17 protein-coding genes are annotated in these 17,782 nt (G+C 54.7%); 10 read left to right on the top strand and 7 right to left on the bottom strand.

Annotated features, from left to right (window positions below; translation table 11 throughout):
* Positions 1-243: 243 nt before the first annotated feature.
* The 6 genes from DI14_RS01595 (at position 244) to DI14_RS01570 (ending at position 7,488) form a co-directional block, all read left to right on the top strand.
* On the top strand, positions 244-3,090 hold the full coding sequence (locus tag DI14_RS01595) for a 2-oxoglutarate dehydrogenase E1 component (protein ID WP_034804366.1): 2,847 nt from the start codon (positions 244-246) through the stop codon (positions 3,088-3,090).
* A gap of 18 nt (positions 3,091-3,108) precedes the next feature.
* Positions 3,109-4,386 (top strand): 2-oxoglutarate dehydrogenase complex dihydrolipoyllysine-residue succinyltransferase, encoded by a 1,278-nt coding sequence (gene odhB, locus DI14_RS01590; RefSeq protein WP_034804363.1) that lies wholly within the window; start codon positions 3,109-3,111, stop codon positions 4,384-4,386.
* A 142-nt stretch (positions 4,387-4,528) separates the two neighbouring features.
* Positions 4,529-5,191 (top strand): DsbA family protein, encoded by a 663-nt coding sequence (locus DI14_RS01585; protein WP_034804360.1) that lies wholly within the window; start codon positions 4,529-4,531, stop codon positions 5,189-5,191.
* Positions 5,188-5,604 carry a disulfide oxidoreductase gene (locus DI14_RS01580; RefSeq protein ID WP_034804358.1) on the top strand — a complete coding sequence of 139 codons (417 nt, stop codon included), beginning with the start codon at positions 5,188-5,190 and terminating at the stop codon, positions 5,602-5,604. The genes DI14_RS01585 and DI14_RS01580 overlap by 4 nt, the downstream gene beginning before the upstream one ends.
* A 40-nt stretch (positions 5,605-5,644) precedes the next feature.
* Complete coding sequence (locus DI14_RS01575) at positions 5,645-6,196, top strand: SCO family protein (protein WP_152545851.1); 552 nt, start codon at positions 5,645-5,647, stop codon at positions 6,194-6,196.
* Between the two features lie 191 nt (positions 6,197-6,387).
* The gene (locus DI14_RS01570) at positions 6,388-7,488 is read left to right on the top strand and encodes an MBL fold metallo-hydrolase (RefSeq protein WP_034804353.1); all 1,101 of its coding nucleotides are present in this window, start codon (positions 6,388-6,390) and stop codon (positions 7,486-7,488) included.
* A gap of 21 nt (positions 7,489-7,509) precedes the next feature.
* On the opposite strand, the gene DI14_RS01565 is transcribed toward DI14_RS01570, so the two are convergent.
* The 3 genes from DI14_RS01565 to DI14_RS01555 all read right to left on the bottom strand — a co-directional run bounded on the left by DI14_RS01565 (position 7,510) and on the right by DI14_RS01555 (position 10,493).
* Positions 7,510-8,724 (bottom strand): MFS transporter, encoded by a 1,215-nt coding sequence (locus DI14_RS01565; RefSeq protein WP_034804351.1) that lies wholly within the window; start codon positions 8,722-8,724, stop codon positions 7,510-7,512.
* Positions 8,725-9,065: 341 nt separating this feature from the next.
* On the bottom strand, positions 9,066-9,761 hold the full coding sequence (locus DI14_RS01560) for a DsbA family oxidoreductase (RefSeq protein WP_034804350.1): 696 nt from the start codon (positions 9,759-9,761) through the stop codon (positions 9,066-9,068).
* Between the two features lie 87 nt (positions 9,762-9,848).
* Positions 9,849-10,493, bottom strand: coding sequence for a hemolysin III family protein (locus DI14_RS01555; RefSeq protein WP_034804348.1), 645 nt, complete (start codon positions 10,491-10,493; stop codon positions 9,849-9,851).
* A gap of 125 nt (positions 10,494-10,618) precedes the next feature.
* On the opposite strand from DI14_RS01555, the gene DI14_RS01550 reads away from it, so the two are divergent.
* Positions 10,619-11,140, top strand: a complete 522-nt coding sequence (locus tag DI14_RS01550) for a DUF1836 domain-containing protein (protein WP_034804341.1) — start codon at positions 10,619-10,621, stop codon at positions 11,138-11,140.
* A gap of 42 nt (positions 11,141-11,182) precedes the next feature.
* Here the strand turns inward: DI14_RS01550 and DI14_RS01545 are convergent, their stop codons facing one another.
* The 4 genes from DI14_RS01545 to DI14_RS01530 all read right to left on the bottom strand — a co-directional run bounded on the left by DI14_RS01545 (position 11,183) and on the right by DI14_RS01530 (position 13,909).
* On the bottom strand, positions 11,183-11,461 hold the full coding sequence (locus DI14_RS01545; RefSeq protein ID WP_034804339.1) for a hypothetical protein: 279 nt from the start codon (positions 11,459-11,461) through the stop codon (positions 11,183-11,185).
* A 13-nt stretch (positions 11,462-11,474) separates the two neighbouring features.
* Positions 11,475-12,089, bottom strand: coding sequence for a PH domain-containing protein (locus tag DI14_RS01540; RefSeq protein WP_034804338.1), 615 nt, complete (start codon positions 12,087-12,089; stop codon positions 11,475-11,477).
* Positions 12,090-12,102: 13 nt separating this feature from the next.
* Positions 12,103-12,936, bottom strand: coding sequence for an aldo/keto reductase (locus tag DI14_RS01535; protein WP_034804336.1), 834 nt, complete (start codon positions 12,934-12,936; stop codon positions 12,103-12,105).
* Positions 12,937-12,997: 61 nt separating this feature from the next.
* Positions 12,998-13,909 carry an MBL fold metallo-hydrolase gene (locus DI14_RS01530; RefSeq protein ID WP_034804333.1) on the bottom strand — a complete coding sequence of 304 codons (912 nt, stop codon included), beginning with the start codon at positions 13,907-13,909 and terminating at the stop codon, positions 12,998-13,000.
* Positions 13,910-14,271: 362 nt separating this feature from the next.
* Here DI14_RS01530 and abc-f point away from each other — a divergent pair, with 362 nt between their 5' ends.
* The 3 genes from abc-f (at position 14,272) to DI14_RS01515 (ending at position 17,759) form a co-directional block, all read left to right on the top strand.
* Positions 14,272-15,963: a ribosomal protection-like ABC-F family protein gene (gene abc-f / locus DI14_RS01525; RefSeq protein ID WP_034804330.1), complete on the top strand. Its 1,692-nt coding sequence runs from the start codon at positions 14,272-14,274 to the stop codon at positions 15,961-15,963.
* 11 nt (positions 15,964-15,974) lie between these two features.
* Positions 15,975-16,739: a hypothetical protein gene (locus DI14_RS01520; RefSeq protein ID WP_235193365.1), complete on the top strand. Its 765-nt coding sequence runs from the start codon at positions 15,975-15,977 to the stop codon at positions 16,737-16,739.
* Positions 16,740-16,850: 111 nt separating this feature from the next.
* Positions 16,851-17,759 carry a cation diffusion facilitator family transporter gene (locus DI14_RS01515; RefSeq protein WP_034804327.1) on the top strand — a complete coding sequence of 303 codons (909 nt, stop codon included), beginning with the start codon at positions 16,851-16,853 and terminating at the stop codon, positions 17,757-17,759.
* Positions 17,760-17,782: the final 23 nt, after the last annotated feature.

The following is a 17,782-nucleotide window of genomic DNA, read 5'->3' as shown; positions in this document are numbered from 1 at the left end:
TCAATGAAACGGACGGCGGTTCACAATTTATTGATAAGGAAAACTTATTGAAATAGCATGGACGAATTGTGAATTTGAATGGGTCTTTCGAGTTGGAAAGGTGTAGTATGGAGGGGAGAGTAAGAGGCAAGATTTGGCTCTTTATCTAGTACGAATCAGAAGGATGAACTGCTTCGTGCTTAATGTTAAAATGAAAGCGTTCACACATAAGGGCGTTTAGGAACGGATAGGGGGATTTATTCAATGGGAGAGTCGTCGAACGGTCATGAGGCGTTACAATCATTTTACGGTCCAAACTTAGGCTATATCGTTGAATTGTACGAGCAATATTTGGAAGACCCAGAATCAGTCGATGCGGAGACGCGTCGCTATTTCGACGAGCATGGCGCACCGGAAACGGCGGTACCGGAAACGCCGGTCGCGTCGTTTGATTTAGAGAAAGTCGTGGCAGCGACACGGCTGGTCAATGACATCCGGGCACTCGGCCATAAGGCGGCTGACATTTACCCGCTCAAAGACCATCCGCGCGAGCACGGCTTGTTTGCGTTTGACCGCTATGGGTTAGAAGAAGCGGACCTCAAACAGATCCCGGCCCACTTGTTGTCAGAAGACGTGCCGAAACAAGGAGCGACCGCTCTCGAGCTCGTCCGCCACTTGCTCGACGTGTACACGGACACGGTCGCCATCGAACTTCGTCACTTAGACGATATGGAAGAGAAACGCTGGATTCGTCGCCGGATTGAACAAGGCGCGCTCAAAGCGAAACTATCCAAAAACGAGAAAATCGAATTGTTCGAGCGACTCGCGGAGACCGAGTTGTTCGAATCGTTCCTTCATAAGACATACGTCGGTCAAAAACGGTTCTCGATCGAAGGACTTGACGCGATGGTCCCGCTCCTTGACGCGATGGTCGGAGGACTCATCTCAAGCGGTTCGGAACATATCAACATCGGTATGGCGCACCGCGGACGCTTGAACGTGCTCGCGCACGTGCTCGGGAAGCCGTACGAGATGATTTTCGCCGAGTTCCAACACGCGCCGAATAAAGAGCTGATCCCGTCGGAAGGTTCGATCAGTATCAACTTCGGTTGGTCGGGTGACGTGAAGTATCACCTCGGTCTCGACCGCAGAGTGCTCGAAGAGAAGAAAGAGGTACGATTGAACCTCGCGAACAACCCGAGTCACCTCGAGTTCGTCGGTGCCGTCGTCGAAGGGTACACACGTGCCGCACAAGACGACCGCTCGGAAAAAGGGATGGCCGTCCAACACGACGACAAAGCGGCATCGATTCTCATTCACGGGGATGCCGCCTTCCCGGGCCAAGGCATCGTCGCCGAGACGCTCAACATGACGAACTTGAACGGCTATCGCACGGCCGGCACAGTCCACGTCATCGCCAACAACACAATCGGCTTCACGACCGACCCGAGCGATTCGCGTTCGACGCGTTATGCGAGCGATATCGCCAAAGGATATGAAATCCCGGTCTTCCACGTGAACGCGGACGACCCGGAAGCGTGTATCGCCGTCGCCAAGCTATGCAGTGAATACCGTGCCAAGTTCCATAAAGACATCCTCGTCGACCTCGTCGGTTACCGCCGCTACGGTCATAACGAGATGGATGAGCCGATGAACACGAACCCGGTCCTCTATAAAGCGATCAAAGGCCACCAATCGGTCCGCCACGTCTACGCCGACGCACTCATCGCCGAGGGCGTCATGACGAAAGAGGACAAAGCGACGATTGAACAGTCGATTGAAGACCGACTCAAGTCGGCCCGTGACCTCGTCCCTTCAGAAGAAGAGGATTCGGACATCGTCATGCCGGAAGCCGTCTTCAAAGGGTTCCCGTCGGTCGAGACGGGTGTGAAACGAGACGTCTTGAAACAAATCAACGACGAGCTGCTCGAATGGCCGGAAGGGTTCGGCGTGTTCCACAAACTGCAAAAAGTGCTCGACCGTCGCCGTGAGGCGTTCGGGGAGAACGGAAAAGTCGATTGGGGCCATGCCGAGACACTCGCCTATGCGTCCATCATCTCGGACGGCACACCGGTCCGCTTGAGCGGTCAAGACTCGGAGCGTGGGACGTTCGCGCAGCGTAACATCATGTTGAACGATGCGGAGACCGGGAAGAAGTTCTCGCCATTGCATCATCTATCGACAGCGAACGCGTCGTTCTCGGTATTCAACAGCCCGCTCTCAGAAGGCTCGGTGCTCGGCTTCGAATACGGCTACAACGTCTTCGCCCAAGACACGCTCGTCTTGTGGGAAGCGCAATATGGCGACTTCGCCAACTCGGCGCAAGTCATGTTCGACCAGTTCATCTCGGCCGGACGGGCCAAATGGGGACAAAAGTCAGGTCTCGTCATGCTGTTGCCGCACGGGTACGAAGGTCAAGGGCCGGAGCACTCGAGCGCACGGATGGAGCGTTACTTGACGCTCGCCGGCGAGAAGAACTGGACGGTCGCGAACCTCTCGACCGCCGCGCAATACTTCCACATTTTACGCCGCCAAGCGTTGATGCTCGGCACCGAACAAGTTCGTCCGATGATTATCATGACGCCGAAGAGCCTGCTTCGTCATCCGCTTGCAGCCTCGTCGGTCGAAGAATTGACAGACGGAACTTTCCGTCCGATCGTCGAACAGCCAGGGTTAGGTGAACAGACGGACAAAGTCGAACGGCTCGTCTTCTGTTCCGGGAAGATGGCGATTGACCTTCAAGAAGCGACGATGAAGTCCGAGGAGTCGCTCGACTTCTTGCACATCATCCGCGTCGAAGAGATTTATCCGTTCCCGGTGCGTGAGATTCGTGACGTCATCAGCCGTTATCCGAACGCGAAAGAAATCGTCTGGGTACAAGAAGAACCGAAAAACATGGGGGCATGGACGTACATCGAGCCGCGCCTTGAAGCAGTCACATCGAACCGGTTGAACGTCCGTTATATCGGTCGTCGCCGCCGGTCAAGTCCGGCCGAAGGAAATCCGACAGCCCACAAACAAGAGCAAGCGCGCATCATCCATGACGCATTATCGCGTGACGTCGTCTCAAGTGCGGCGGGCACGAGCACATACCAAAAAGATCGTAAATAAGTTAAGGGGGAACTCATTGTGATCGAAATCAAAGTACCGGAGTTAGCAGAGTCCATTACGGAAGGAACGGTCGCCTCGTGGCTCAAACAGCCAGGCGACCACGTCGAAAAAGGGGAAGCCATCGTCGAACTCGAGACAGACAAAGTCAATATCGAAGTGCCGGCAGATGAAGCGGGCGTGTTAGAAGAACAACTTGCCGGAGAAGGCGACACGGTCCAAGTCGGACAAGTCATCGCCCGCCTCGGTTCAGGTTCAGGCGGCGGTACGGCGGTCGCGACGAAGACGAAGACAGAAGCACCTGCCGAGACGGCTCCAGCTCCGGCTGAGACGAAAGTCGAGGCGGTCGGGGAAGCGAAAAAAGTCGAACGACGTGAAGAGCACGTCGCGAGCCCGGGCAAAGGGCCAATCGCGACGCCGGCAGCGCGTAAGCTCGCCCGTGAGAAAGGCATCGACCTCACGGCGATTCAAACGAATGATCCGATGGGTCGCATCAACGTCCATGACGTGACGAGCCACGAATCGAAACCTGCGCCTGCGCCGAAGCAAGAAGCACCGAAAGCACCAGCGGCGGCACCACAACCGGCAGCGAGTGGGAAGGAAGAAGAGCGCATCAAGATGACGCGCCGTCGCCAGACAATCGCGAACCGCCTCGTCGAAGTGCAACAGACGGCGGCAATGCTGACGACGTTCAACGAGATTGACATGTCAGCCGTCATGGCGCTCCGCAAACGCCGTCAAGAGAAGTTCGTCAAAGACAACGACGTCAAACTCGGTTTCATGTCATTCTTCACGAAAGCGGCCGTCGCGGCCCTCAAACGGATGCCGTACTTGAACGCTGAGATTCAAGGAAACGAGATCGTCTTGAAGAAGTACTATGACATCGGCATCGCCGTGTCGGCACCAGACGGCCTCGTCGTCCCGGTCGTCCGTGAAGCGGACCGTAAAAACTTCGGGGAGATTGAGAAGGATATCCTTCACCTCGCCGACAAGGCCCGTAACAATAAGCTTGGGCTTAGTGACCTCACAGGCGGCACGTTCACGATCACGAACGGTGGCGTGTTCGGCTCGCTCTTGTCGACACCAATCTTGAACGGCCCACAAGTCGCCATCCTTGGGATGCACTCGATTCAACTCCGTCCGATCGCCATCGACGCGGACACGATGGAGAACCGCCCGATGATGTACGTGGCGCTCTCGTATGACCACCGCATCGTCGATGGGCGTGAGGCCGTGACGTTCCTCAAACACATCAAAGACATGATTGAAGACCCAGAGCAGTTGTTGTTCGAAGCGTAAGGGAATAACGCCTAAGGGAAGGATGCATCCAGAGCGATGCGTCCTTTTCTTATGCCATGAAAAAAGTGTGAGTCGATTTTTGTGGATTAGGATAGCGCTTTCGATATAATGGAGACGACATAAAGACATAGAGGTGAAGACAGTGAAACAAAATAAAGTATTGGTCCTCTTGACGCTCGTCGCCGTCGCATTAATTGCGATCGTCGTCGTGCTGTTGAACCGGCCGGCTGACCAAGCCGAGACGGCCGTGAAGGGAGAGCACGTGGCGACGACCGGACAGCCAACGATTGGGGTAGCGGATGCGCCGGTATCGGTCGTCGAGTTCGGGGATTATAAGTGTCCGTCGTGTAAGCAGTGGGGCGAGATGGTCTATCCAAAGTTAAAAGAAGACTACATCGACACGGGCAAGGTGAGCTTCAGCTACATAAACGTCCTCTTCCACGGGCAAGAGTCGATTTTAGCAGCACTCGCCTCGGAATCGGTATACGTTCAGGACCCGGATGCGTTCTGGGACTTCCATAAGGCGGTATATGACGCCCAACCCGCGAGTCAGCACCACGATGAGGCGTGGGTGACGGTCGAGCGTTTGACCGAGATTGCCGAAGCGACGACGTCGGTCGACATCGAGCAGCTCAAGACGGACTTGAGTGAGAACTCGAGCGTGCTCGAAAAAGTGAGCCACGATGACGGGCTCGTCAAAGAGAACGACGTGCGCCTCACGCCGACGATTATGATTAACGGGGTCGTCCTCGATAACCCGTTCGATTATGAGGCGATCACGCGATTGATTGAGAATGACTTATGATGAGATCGTTCTTTAATCGGTATGGGCTTTACGCAGCTTGGCTCGTCTCGCTGACAGCGACGCTTGGGAGCCTGTATTTCAGCGAGATTCGGGAGTTCGTCCCATGTGAACTTTGTTGGGTGCAACGCATCTTTATGTATCCGCTCACGTTCCTGCTCGGCATGGCCGTCTTCACGGACGACCGCGCCGTCAAAAAATATGTGTTGCCATTGGCGATTGTCGGCGGCTCGGTCTCGTTTTATCATTATCTGGTCCAAAAAGTACCGGGTTTTGCCGATATCAAACCGTGTGTCCAAGGGGTGCCGTGTAACGTGCAATACATCAACTGGTTCGGCTTCGTGACGATCCCGTTCCTCGCGTTGACAGCGTTCACGATCATCACGCTCCTGTTGCTTTTCGTAAAAAAACGTTAAGGAGTTGGCTAGATTGAAAAAAGGAATTCTCGTGGCATTCATGAGCCTGTTCGTCGTGCTCGCCGCCTGTAGTAACGAAATCGAAGACCCGCTCAACTGGGACATCGAATCGTTCGATTATATGAACCAAGAGGAAGAACAAGTGAGTCTTGCCGACTTAAATGGCAAAGTGTGGATGGCCGACTTCGTGTTCACGAGCTGTGAGACGGTCTGTCCGCCGATGACGTTCAATATGTCGAAGTTGAATGACGCACTCGTCGAGGAAGGGGTCGAGGACGTCCAATTCGTCTCGTTCAGCGTCGACCCGACCGTCGACACGCCGGAAAAAATCAAAGCGTTCATGGCGGACTATGACCTGGCAAACGCCGACTGGCAGTTCTTGACGGGCTATTCGCAAGAAGAGATTGAGACGTTCGCGCAAGAGAACTTCAAGGCGCTCGTCCGGAAACCGGAAGCAGGGACGCAAGTCGATCATGCGACGTGGTTCTATCTCGTCGACCAGGACGGGAAGATCGTAAAGGCGTATCCTGGATTCCAAGACGTGCCGTATGAAGACATTATCAACGATATTAAGATTTTGCAGAAGTCCTGATGCGTAAGCATCGGGACTTTTTTTTAAGACGAACGATTGACAGGTTGGTTCAGACTTGAAGCGCGAGAAGAGAATCTATCTAAACCAAAAACGGCATTAGCGAAAGTTCGGCACGTTTCGTGAATGAAGAATCATGCGCATTCCCTTTTTTCGTCGTATAATGAGACAAACATCATCATATGGGGAAGAGGATGAACGTGAAAAAGACGCTATTGTTTTCATTGATTGGCATGACCGCCGTGACAGGCACCGTGCTCACGCAGTATAAACCGCTCGGGCGAAAACCGAAGGCACTCGAGTCACCGCATCTGGTGAACGGCAAGTTCCGCAACTTGCTTGATACGCCGATGCGCTTCTCGACAGATGACATGATTTCGATGTCGCGAGATTATGTGAACGTGAACTCGCGACGCAAACCGAGCGAGCCGCTTCCGATTGTTCCAATCGATTTCAAGGAGAAGCTCGGTTCGAGCTTCACGCGCGTCTACTGGCTCGGCCATTCGGCGCTACTCGTTCAAATGGACGGGAAGACGATGCTCGTCGACCCGATGTTCGGCCGTAGCCCGTCGCCGCTCCCATTTGCGAAGAACGAGCGATTCAGTGAAGATTTGCCGTTCGAACTCGATGACTTACCGAACATCGATGTCGTCTTACTCACGCACGACCATTACGACCATTTGGATTACGCATCGATACAAGCGATTGAAGACCGGGTCGCGACGTTCATCGTCCCGCTCGGCGTTGGCAGTCACTTGAAGCGGTGGGGCATCGGGGCCGAACGCATCATCGAACGCGACTGGGGCGACACGTATGCGTTCGGGTCATGGACGTTCGTCTGTACGCCGGCCCGTCATTTCTCCGGTCGTTCGCTCACGGACCGCAACGCGACGCTTTGGGCGTCATGGGTCGTGATCGGTGAGACGGATCGTCTGTTCTTCAGCGGGGACGGCGGCTATGGCCCGCACTTCAAAGAGATTGGTGACGCATATGGCCCGTTCGATTTCGCCGCGCTCGAGTGTGGCCAATACGATGAACGCTGGCCGGACGTGCACATGCAGCCGCATGAGACGGCGCAGGCGTTTCATGACGTGCGAGCCGATAAAGTGCTCCCGATTCACTGGGGTGCGTTCACCTTATCGTTCCATGATTGGTTCGACCCAGCCGAGCAGATGGTCACGCTCTTACCGAAAGACGACGTCTTGACGCCGGTGATCGGCGAGCGCATCACGCTCGACGGACGGAACGACACGAAAACGTGGTGGCGTGACATGGAAGACGCAAACAAGCGGTGACCGACTCGGTCACCGCTTTTCTCACGAAGAGAGGCGTTCGGCCTCCTCTTTCTCGATGTGCAGTTCGTGTTTCCGTGTATAGACGAGGAACGCCCCCGTCATGAGGATCGAGCTAATCCCGAACAAGACGACCATGAGCTGTAGGCCAATCAAGTCGAGGAAGAAACCGGTGACGAGCAAGACGATTTGGAAGACGATCCGGTCGAGCATGTTGCGGAACGAGAAGAAGCGGCCGTGATAGTCTTTCGGCATCCGTGTCTGGAAAATTGTCACCGCCGTCGGGAAGAAACAGCCGACCGAGAAGCCGAACAAGACGAACGCCGCGATCGAGACGGCCGGGATGTCGGCGAAGTAGAGCATGAGTTGTGCGACCCCAATCAAGAACGAGAACGTGAACAAGATCGAGAACACCGAGAACTTTTCGCCGATCCGTTTGATGAGGAACGCCCCGGCCATGAAGGCGATCCCTTCCGCCGTGTAAATCCAGCCTTTAATCGCCGTCGAATCTTGCAGTTCACTGATGTTGATGACGAGCAAGTTGAACCCGCCGATGAAGAGGAGCGGGATGAGCGTCATGACGAGCGTCATGAAGATGACCGGGATTGACTTGATGATCGGGAAGACGTCCTTGAAGCCGCCGGACGACTTGTCGACTTTCTTCGCGGACGGGACGGCCGTCTCGTCAATCTTCAGGAACCATGTCGCCACAGCGAGGAGAAAATAGGCGACGAGCGAGAGTGCATACACGTCCCGGAGCGAGATGAGCGTGAGCAAAATCCCGGCGATGGCCGTCCCGATGACGCGCGACAGCGTCGACACGTTCATATGGATGCCGTTCAAGGCTAGCAGTTCTCGTTCTTTGACGATGAGCGGGATGGCCGCCTGAAGCGCCGGGAAGTAGAACGCGGCCGACCCTTGCAGGAAGACGAGGAAGACGACCATCCAGAGGACGCTGCCCGTCTCGATGGCGACGAACATGAACAGGACGCTGAGCGCCCGGACGACGCTTGAGATGAGCATGATTTTCTTTTTCGAGCCTTGATCGGTGAGTCGACCCGCGAGCGGCCCGATGGCGACCCCGGCGAGCAATCCACCGGCTAAGATGAGCGCCTTGACGAAATCAGACGGCACTTTCTCCTGCATGAACTCCAAGTTACCGATGATGCCGAGCCAAAGCCCGAGACCGGCGACGAACTCGCCGGTCAAGATGATCCAGACGTTGCGATTTTTCCACATATGGTTAAGTCCTCGATTCTTATTAGCTAATAATAATTATCCTTCAGAACGATTTAGAAAGCTACAAAAAAAGAGACGAGATTTCGAACTGACTGTATGAACATTTCAATTCGTAATACAATGTGTATAAAGGAGGCTAATCGTATGGGAATGATATCTGTACGACTCAATGAGGAGGATGAGCACGACTTAAAACTTTATAGTGAAGCGATAAGCGTGCACCAGAAGCATTCCGAGGCAATTTCATTTGATACGATGGTCAAGGACTTAAACAAGTAAATCGAATCTAAAAAAGCATTCGTCCAAATACAGGCGAATGCTTTGCTTTTGTTTGTTTTAGATCAGATATCACAGTTGTCGTCCGTGCACGTCGCACCGCCCGAAATCACTTGAAGCGTCGGTGCCGATTCGGCCCACGTCTTCTCGAGCACTTGCGTGAACGCCTCGGTCGGTTGCGCGCCAGAGACGCCGTATTTATTGTCGAAGACGAAGAACGGGACACCGGTGATGCCGAGGTCGCTCGCGCGCTTCTCTTCAGCGCGGACGTCATCCGTGTAGATGTCAGAGGCGAGCACATCTCTCACGGCATCCGCATCGAGTCCGACACTCGTGGCGATCTCGACGAGGACGTCGTGGTCGCCGATATGTTTCGCGTCGACGAAGTACGCCTTGAGGAGTGCTTCTGACAATGCCTTCTCTTTGCCGACCGTCTTCGCATAGTGCGTCAACCGGTGCGAGTCGAGCGTGCCCGTGACGACCATGTTGTCAAAGTCGTAGTCGAGCCCGACCGTGCGGGCCTGCGCGGCGACTTGTGCCGTCGTCGTTTTCGCCTGCTCGAGCGGCATGCTGTATTTCTTGGCGAGTACTTCATAAATCGAGCGTGAATCGGTCGTCGGGGCGTTCGGGTCGAGCTCAAAGCTCTTGAACTCCACCTCGACGTGGTCCGCGTGCGGGAACTGTTCGAGTGCTTCTTCTAAACGGCGCTTGCCGATATAACAGAACGGGCAGACATAATCTGACCAAACTTCAATTTTCATATTCAATCCCTCCTACAGTCAGTGTAGGATGTCTTGAATTCGAAGTAAATGAAACTGCTCAGCAAAAAAAGCCCTCGCAAGGAGGGCTTAGAAGACGTACCAGAACACGCAGACGAAGTGGGCGAAGCTGCCGAACAAGATGAACAAATGGAACACCTCGTGGAAGCCCCAACCGCGCCAGTTGACGAACTTTGGTTTGAATCCGTAGATGAGGCCACCGACCGTGTACATGACGCCACCGAGGACGAGCCAGAAAATGCCGGCGTTACCGATGACGCTATGGAGCGGGCCGATGAAGAACACCGATAGCCAGCCCATCCCGATATAAAGTGCCGTCGAGAGGAAGCGCGGCGCGTGGAACCAGACGAGCTTGAAGACGATGCCGAACAAGGCGAGGGCGTGTACGGTGCCAAACAATACCCAACGCGTCGGGCCTTCGAGTGCGAGCAACGTGAGTGGGGCATACGTCCCGGCAATCAACGCATAAATCATCGCATGATCGATTCTTCGGAAGAAGGCGATGACGTTCGGCGAGGCGATGATGCTGTGGTAAAGACCGGACGATAAGTATAAAAAGACGAGACTGATGCCGAATAAAATCGCCGCCATGATGGCGAGCGGCTCCCCGAGCATCGATGCTTTCACCGTCATCGCAATCAACGCGACGAATGCGAGCACGGCCCCGGCCAAATGGGTCAGTGCGTTAATCGGTTCCCGAAAAATCGAATTCATGTAAAACACTCCTTATCACATCATGTAGTATCCATAACTACATGATAAGCTGAACACATGAAAACAACAAGGTTTTTGTTTCGACAAACCGGGTTTATTCGTATACTGAAGGAGAGGTGATGTAGATGAAGCCGACCGATATCGTCCAGACGGAAGGGACGCTCCCGAAGCAGGTGCTCCCGACGATCGACTTGTATATGGACCAAGTCATCCAACTGTTCGAGCAACATTACGGCAAGATGAAGCGCAGTGACGACGAGACGATTTTGACGAAGACGATGATTAACAACTACGCCAAAGGCAAGCTGTTTCATCCCGTCAAAAATAAGAAGTACACGAACGAGCACTTGATGCTACTCAGCCTGATTTATGAGATGAAGGGCTTACTTTCAATCAACGATATCAAAGAGACGCTCCGGCCGCTGAATGAGTCGGACGAGGGCTTTTCACTCGAGGACTTCTATGACGCCTACCAAGTTCAGAAGGAGCAGAACATGCAGGCGTTCGAGACGCAGGCCGAGACGATGCTCGATAACGTCCTTTCAAAGGACAGTGACATCCAGCGCGCGCTCGCCATCGCCTCGGCCGTTCACATGAGCCACTTGTATCAAAGACTCGCCGAGCGATTGATTGACGAAGGCAAATGAAAACGTCCGCTAGAACCCAGGTCGGGAGTCTAGCGGACGTTTTCACGTCTGGCGCTCGCGTTCGACGCGCACACCTTTGTTGTAAAGCGTTACGAGGAGTAGTGGCGCTACGTAACTGATGGCGACGACGAAGACCACTGGCCAAACTGTATGTTGGTCATAAAAAAGGTTCGAGAACACATAACTGAGTGCTGCGACGATGACGACGTGGACGAGCGGATGAAGCTGTCTAACCAGCGCATTGAGCACACTGCTGATGAATACGGTCAAAATCGAAAGCATGAACAAGCCGAACAGAATCAACAGCCACATGAGGTCCATACGTCACCGCCTATTAGTTGTTAATATACTTCTCGAACACGTCACCGAAATCTTTTCGGTTCCACTCATGATAGTGACCTTGGAGCCAGTCGAAGCTCTGTTCGTTCAACTGTTTGAACGTCGACGCGACGTTCATATCGCCTTGACGAAGCCCGCTCAAAATCGACACCGAATGCGTGAGCGAGGCGTTGGCGTACTCCATCATCTTCCGGCCTTCGCGTTGTTTCTCGGCGATGGCGAGGAGCGATTTGTACAAGTCTTTCACATGCTCGATTTGTTTCTTGTTCACGTCAATCGAATACGGCTTGTCGCCGATGGTGAATTTGATCTCGACGTCCATGTCGACCGTGCCGGCCGTCTCGAACATGACGTTATTCAATGGGAAGTGGGCGTATGGATAGCGATACAAGACGCGTTTCGAACTCATCGCGCTCGTTCCGTCGAGGTGAATCATCGCCAAGTTCGTGAAGCAGTACTCGTCCGATTTCGACTTGATTAAGAAGTAAATCTTCTCGTTATCCTCATGGAGGACGTAATCGTCCGAATCCGCCTTATCGAAATCTTTCGGGTCGATGACTTCGCCGATATCGCTGAAGCCCGTCAAATCAGAAGCTAGTTTTTTGAACATGTCAAATCTCTCCTCAGTAGTGGATTTTGTGCATCTCGTTCGGGTCAGACCCGGTCCGCTCGTTTCGGTTGAGTCCGTCGATCGCGTGCATCTCTTCTTTCGTCAACGTGAAGTCGAACACCTCTATATTCTCACGAATTCGACTCGGTGTGACCGATTTCGGGATGACGGCGACGCCGTTTTGCAAGTGCCAGCGCAAGATGACTTGGGCCGGTGACTTGCCGTGTCTCGCCGCGATGTCCGTAATGACCGGGTCTGTGAGCGCCTCGCGGCCTTTCATGAGCGGGCTCCACGCTTGAATTTGAATGTCATAGCGTTGACAGAATGCAATCAATTCTTTTTGGGACAAGTATGGGTGAATCTCGACTTGGTTCACGGCCGGGACGATGGAGCACGACTGGATGATTTGCTCGAGGTGGCTGACCTCGAAGTTCGAGACGCCGATGGCCCGGACCTTGCCTTCCTCATACAGTTGCTCGAGCGCCTTATACGTCTCGACGAACTTGCCGAAGCGTGGCATCGGCCAATGAATCAGGAACAAGTCGACATAGTCGAGCCCGAGCCGGTCGAGGCTGTCCTCGAACGCTTGGAGCGCCTCGTCGAAGCCGTGGAACTCGTTCCACAGTTTCGTCGTCACGAATATCTCTTCGCGCGGGACGTTCGATTCCCGAATCGCGCGTCCGACGCTTTCCTCGTTCTGATAGATGGCGGCCGTGTCGATCAATCGGTAACCGGCGTCAAGCGCCGCTTTCACCGTATCGAACGTCACCGAGCCGTCTTCGACTTTGTACACGCCGAGCCCGAGCATCGGCATGTTGACATCATTGTTGAGCGTTGTCCATTCCATATTGATTCCCTCCCTATCACCTCTAACGTTACCGAAATTTGTTCGAAAGTGGAAGTGAAAGCTACAGTGTAATGCTTTCGCCATGCGCTTTAATCACGATTTGGTCACGTTCGAGTTTCGCGGCGGCGACGAGTCGCGCGTAAGGCTCTTCGACCGGCTCGTAGGATAAGACGAACGTATCCCAATGCATCGGGAAAAAGCGTTTCGCCCCGCTCTGTTTGAACATCGTCCACGCTTGTTCCGGCGTGCAATGTGCTTCTTGGAACGAGTCCGGCTGATAGGCGCCGATCGGGAAGAAGGCGAGGTCGATCGGCTCTTTGCTGGCGAGTCCGTTGAACGACTCGGTGTAAGCCGTATCGCCGGCGAACAGCATGCGGACGCCTTTATATTTCAGGACGTAACCGTTATAGCCCATATGTTTGTCCCACGGGAAGCGGTTGCCCCAATGGGCGACGGGAATGGCGTGCACGTGTAGCCCGCTTGCGAGCGTCAACTTGTCGTGCGGGTGCATCTCGATCGTCTGCAGACTCTTGTACTTGCGGAGCAATTTGCTCGTCCACGGGGCCGAGATGACGACCGTGTCCGGCGTGATGAGCCGCTTCAAACTTTTATGGTCGAAATGATCCATATGGGCGTGACTAAGTAAAATCACGTCGACAGGGCCGACTTCTTCAATGGAGAGGGCAGGCGCGGTATGTCGCTTCATCCCGATCGTGACGGGGCCAAGATGGACGCCGATTCGCTTCGAGAACACCGGATCGGTCAAAATCTTCAACCCATACCAATGGATGAGGACGGTCGAATGGCCAACCCACGTGGCGCTGACCGTCGTCTCATCAAATGAGGCGAGGTCCGGCTTGACCGATGGGACTTTATAAGCCGGTCGAGGCAATCTTCGTTTCAAACGTGTATAAAGGAACGTGCCGACGCTCGCGAGGACGGCGCTCGGGACGAGTAGGGTTCGTAGTCTCATGTCAGTCTCCTCATTCATTCTAAGATGGCTTCATCATACCGCTCAGACGCCGAACCTGCATCAGCCCAAAGCCGTAGAAACGATGGGAGATTGTGGGGGAGGTTGCGAATCCGCTTCCAATTTGGTACGGTGGACATAACTTAGGAAAGGAAGGTACACCGTGCCATGAAAAAGTCACACACACTCAACTGATGAAACAAGTCAGCACTGTTCGCACGAACAGTCACGGGTGAAGTGTGTCCAATTTCAGGCGACGGGGGTAACCCTTCTTTCCGCTTGACCGGAGATCTTCACACCACCGCTTGTCGCGGATGGTGTTTTTTGTTTCATCGCGTATCAGAACAATTTGCGAGGTGAGACATATGTTATCCATCAAACAAGTCCGGTTCGATTACGACCGGCAACCTTTATTTCAAAATGTTTCTTTTGACGTCGCGACTGGGGAGCACGCCGTCTTGTTCGGACAGAACGGGTCGGGGAAGACGACGTTATTCAACTTGATTGTCGGGGCGCTCACGCCAGAAGCCGGTTCAATTGAGCGGCACGGAACGCTTGGGGTCGTCGAACAGACGCTCGAAGAATCGGACGAGACGCTGCTCTCGTACGTCATGCGCGGCGACCATGTGCGTTTCTCTTTATATGAGGACGTCATGTCAGGTGAGGCGGAGCGTGTCATGCGAGCGTATGATAAGGCGTTAGAGACTGGGGCATATCGTCTCGAGGGGGAAGCGAAACACGCGCTCAAGCAACTCGGCCTTACTCATGAAGAGAGACGATTGTCCGAGTTGAGCGGTGGCGAACGGACGCGAGCCCAACTGGCACGACTGACATTGCAACAAGTCGACATCGTCTTGCTCGATGAACCGACGAACCATCTCGACGTCACGTCGATCGAATGGTTGACCGACTGGGTGCGCGAATTTCAAGGGACAGTACTCACCATCTCACACGACCGACAGTTCATCGAGGACGTGGCCGACGTCATCCTCGAGCTTGAGGAGGGGCGCGTCACGCGTTACCCGGGAAATTACACGACGTACACGACACAAAAACGCGACGAAGCGCGACGGGACGAGCGAGCCCATGCCCGCTATGTGGCAAGGAAGTCGGAGTTGCTCGACATGATTGCCCAATATAAGGGCTGGCACTTGAAAGCGAAAGCGACGGCGAGTGTCCGCAGCCCCGGTGCCCAAAAAGGCGCGGCAAACTTGGCCGTCAAGATGAAGGCACGCGTTCGAAAGCTCGAACAGCTCGAGGCGTCTCGTCCGAACCGACCGAAAGAAACGGCCCACGTGCACGTCCAATTCCACGCCGAACCGCTCGAAGCGAAGACATGGGTGACGTGTGAATCGGTCTCGTTCGGTTATGAGGATCCGTTGTTTACGGACGTTTCGTTTTCGATTGAGCGAAACGACCGCATCTCGATTGTCGGAGCAAACGGTTCGGGCAAGACGACGCTGTTAAAGCTCATCCTCGGCGAGCTCGAACCGGCGTCTGGAATGGTCAAACGCCATCCGCGCCTGAAGATCGGCTACTTCTCACAGACGCTCGAACGGCTCCCACAGGACGGGACGCTCCTCGAGGCGCTCCTCGCGGAGAGCGATTTGTCGGAGACCGAGGCGCGGACGTTGCTCGCGCACTTCTTGTTCCGACGCGACGAGGTGTATAAGCCGATGCGCGACGCGAGCATGGGGGAGAAATGCCGAATCGCTTTTCTCATCCTTTACTTCTCGGACGCGCAGCTGCTCGCCCTCGATGAACCGACGAACTATTTGGATGTCGCCACGCGGGAACAGATCGAGGCCGCACTCGAGCTGTATCCGGGCGGGCTCATCTTGATTTCACATGACCGGACGTTCCATCGGTTGACGAACCGGGTCATCGAGCTCGGGGTTGGCGTATTGATTCGGGACCGCGACCCGCGCCCGGCAGCGGACGTCGAGGCGACGCTTCGGACGATGGAAACGCTTCGGGATACCGAACAATTTTTTGTCGACGAGGCAGGAAACCTTTTACCGTTTGACGAATCCGAACAAAGGAAACGAAACGAGTAGGAGTGGAGCAGATGGTGAAGGAAGAAGTTCGGACGTCGCGGGCCGCGTCCCGGAAACGGAAGCGGTTATTGCGGACGCTGATGGCGCTTGTGTTGATGGCATCGCTCGTCGGCGTCATCGCCTTGGCGGCATTGATGGATTCAAAAGATACGAAGACGGCGTTACCGGAAACCGATGAGATCGCGACGGAGATGGTCGGTTCGGACTCGGAAGAGGAGCCGCTCGTCGAGGAAGCGAAGGATGTCGTCTACATCGGGGCACCATACACGAAAGTGTATGCCGACGACCGGGTGACCGTTGTCTATGAGGCCGACCTTGGGGACCGTTATGAGCGGCTCGAGACGGTGAGCGGGTTCGTCAAGCTGCAACTGAACGAGCGGTTGACGGGCTGGGTGACCGAGGAACGGGTGACGACGGAGACGTCGGCGGCGACCGATGAGGAAATCACTTCCGCGTGGCAAAGCGTCATGCCTGCCGCGTCCGCATCCACGCTCGAGCTTCTCGGGAAGGACCGTGAGTCGGTCCGAGCGGAGCTCGGTGCCCCGAAAGCCGTGCAGCGTGACCAAGTAAACGAGTATCACTTCTACGACGGCTTCTTCCTCATGATGCGCGACGGTAAAGTGAAGGCGATCGATTGGGACAAGCAACCGGTCGCATCGCCCGAGTTGAAGGCGTCGAGCGACCAAGCTTCCGGAAGCTGGTACGAAGGGGAGACGATGCAGTTGAAACTGTTCCCGTATAGTGGCATCATGCGCGTCCGGGTCGAACAGAAATAAGCGAGAGAGCGGAAAGGGATGCCTTTCCGCTCTCTTATTGGCTATACATTCAAATGAGCGTTTGATTGTATGGGGCAGGTGGAATATAATCAAGGAAGAGGAGGGGATATTATGGCTGGGCATGACAATCACGGGCACGATCATCATCACCATCATACGACGAATCAACGGGCGCTGTTTCTTGCGTTTCTGTTGATTGCGACGTTCATGGTCGTCGAGGTCGTCGGTGGGCTGTGGACGAACAGTCTCGCCTTGCTGTCGGACGCCGGGCATATGCTCGGTGACGCCGCGGCGCTCGGACTCAGTTTCCTCGCCGTCCGTTTCGGAGCGAGACGGGCGACGCCGGACCGAACGTTCGGCTATCGACGTTTCGAGATTTTAGCGGCGTTCGTGAACGGCTTGACGTTACTTGTCATCTCGATTTATATCATCATCGAGGCGTACAAGCGTCTCTTCGCACCACCGGAGATTATGAGTGAGGGCATGCTCGTTATCGCCATCGTCGGCTTGGTCGTGAACGTCCTTGCCGCGTGGATTTTGATGCGGGGGGAGCGAGACAACTTGAACGTGCGGAGTGCGCTGTTACACGTGTTCGGGGACCTGCTCGGTTCGGTCGGAGCCATCACGGCGGCCCTACTCATCCTCATTTTCGGTTGGACGCTCGCCGACTCCATCGCGAGCCTGTTTGTCGCCGTGCTCATCTTGATTAGCGGCTATCGCGTCACGCGGGACGCTGTCCACATCTTGATGGAAGGGGCGCCGCATGAAGTCGATGTTGTCGCGATGCAAAACGAGTTGTTGCGCGTCGATGGTGTGAACGAGATTCACGACTTGCACGTCTGGTCGATCACGTCGAACGAATACGCAGTGACGTGCCATGTGTTGATTGATGAGACGACGGACGATCAGGCCGTGCTCCATGACGTGACGAATCGAATCAACCGGTTCGGTGCATTCGAACGCTCGACCGTCCAAATCGAGCGGGCACCCGCCTGCTGTAAAGAACGAACCATCTGGTAAAAAAACGCGGTCCCCAGTAAAAT

The organism is Exiguobacterium sp. AB2 (assembly GCF_000696055.1).
GTDB classification, from domain to species: domain Bacteria; phylum Bacillota; class Bacilli; order Exiguobacteriales; family Exiguobacteriaceae; genus Exiguobacterium; species Exiguobacterium alkaliphilum.
Note: the sequence above shows the minus strand (reverse complement) of the source record. Positions and strands in the feature narration are given on the sequence as shown.